Genomic DNA, 1920 nt, shown 5'->3' with positions numbered 1-1920 from the left:
CCTTGCGCTCCTCCCAGTCGCCGTTGGCCGCCGGATCGTGATGCTGGGCACCATGCATCCAGTCGTCGTTCGCGATTTCATGGTCGTCCCACATGCAAATCCACGACGCGCGGGCATGGGCGTCGCGCAGGGCCGGATCACGACGCCACTGTGCATAGCGTGCGCGATAGTCGGCGAGCGTGACCGTGTCGTGCGTTGGCTCGATCGCCCGAACATCCATGAGTGCGGGCATCGAGTTGGCGCCATATTCGTAAATATAGTCGCCCACGAAGAGGATGAGGTCCACCGCTTCCCGATCGGCAATGGCCCGGTAGGCGTGAAATTCGCCGAACATATACATGGCGCAGCAGGCGAGCACGATATCGAGACGATCGATGCGTCCCGTTGGCAGGGTTTTTGCCCGCCCGATCGCCGATACCGTGTCCATGGCACGGAAGCGGTAGAAATATTCGCGGCCCGCCTTCAGGCCGGAGGCGATCACCTTGACCGTATGGTCCCGCGCCGCCGATGTGCTGAACGATCCGCGCGCAGCGATGCGCGTGAACAGTTCATCCTCGGCCATTTCCCATGTGCCGCTGACCGGCCCATGGGCAGGATCGGTCACGCGGGTCCACAGCAGGACGCTGTCGGCATGCGGATCGCCGCTCGCCACGCCATGCGCGAAGACCATGTTCGTTTTTGCCCCGGCGGGACCGGCGGCGAGCAAAAGCCCGCCCGCCGCCGATCCCGCAAGAACGCCGCGCCGCGTCAGCGCCATCAGAAACGCGCCCCGAGCGAAACGCCCCAGGTGCGCGGCGTGCCGCTGAATGCCTGCGTCGCCGATCCGCCGGTCGTGTAATCGACATCGGCGATGTTGCGCACGAAGCCGGCCACGGTCCAGCGCTGGTCGATCTTGAGATCGATGCGCGCATTGACGAGCGCGAAGTCCCCGACCGGCGCCGTATTGTCGAGATCGCCATAATAGGCATCGACGTAGCGGGCATCGACCTGAGGCGTCAGCGTCATGCGATCGTTCAGCGCGAACTCGTAGCGGATCGAGCCGTTCAGCGTCATGTTCGGCGCGAACGGCAAGTCGTTGCCCAGGCGCGCCTTTTCGGCAGCGGTGATCGCCTCGATCGCGGTGACCTTCGTGTCGAGCAGCGCGACGCCGAAATTGATGGTCATCGGGCGCACCGGGCGGATCGTGAAGCTGGCCTCGCCGCCATAGCTGCGCGCCTTGCCCACATTGGTGCGTACGCTGGTGGTGGCGCCATCATAGGTGCGGAAGGAACCGGCCTGAATGTTCGAGAAATCATAATAGAAGCCCGCAACTTCGAACTGCACAGGGCCGCGCGCAGGCATGAACTTCACCCCGCCTTCATAGGCCCATACGCTTTCCGACTTGAATGCATCGGCTTCGGGGGTCGACCAGATCGTGCTGCCGTCGAAACCGCCGGCACGGAAGCCGCGTCCGACCGAGCCATAGACCCGTGCATCCTCGCTCAGTTCATACGTGACCGTGGCGCGACCCGAAGGGCTCGTCTCACTGAGCTTGTTGTCGAATTCGGCGGGCAGGGCGAACACCAGCGATCCGATCGACACGCCATAGGGGTTGAGATCATGCGTGTAGCCGCTGAAGCGGTTCTTTTCGTTGCTGATGCGCACGCCCAGATCGGCACGAAGGCGCGGCGCGACCTTGAAATCGACGTCTGCGAAGGCCGCGAGGCTTTCGCGCCGCTGCAGATAGTTCGCTTCGAACACGGTACGGAAGGTGTCGGCGCCGTCCAGCGTGCTGAACAGGCTGATCTTGTCCTTGAACCAGGCACCGCCGACCGTCCAGTTGATGTTGCCCTTGTCGCGATTCTGCAGCCGTGCCTCGATTGTCAACGGCGGAGCAAAAGTCGGCCATTCGGCGGCGTAAAACCAGGCCATCGTGTTACA

General features: G+C 63.4%; 2 protein-coding genes. Both read right to left on the bottom strand.

Going from position 1 to position 1920, the window contains the following annotated elements; genetic code table 11:
- Positions 1-757, bottom strand: a 757-nt coding sequence (locus IL54_RS02845) for an alkaline phosphatase D family protein (RefSeq protein WP_037473067.1), incomplete at its 3' end; no start/stop codon positions are given.
- The coding region (locus IL54_RS02840; protein ID WP_156106088.1) for a TonB-dependent receptor at positions 757-1920 on the bottom strand (1164 nt) is incomplete at its 5' end. The genes IL54_RS02840 and IL54_RS02845, both read right to left, overlap by 1 nt.

This window comes from Sphingobium sp. ba1, from assembly GCF_000743655.1.
Taxonomy (GTDB): domain Bacteria; phylum Pseudomonadota; class Alphaproteobacteria; order Sphingomonadales; family Sphingomonadaceae; genus Sphingobium.
Note: the sequence above shows the minus strand (reverse complement) of the source record. Positions and strands in the feature narration are given on the sequence as shown.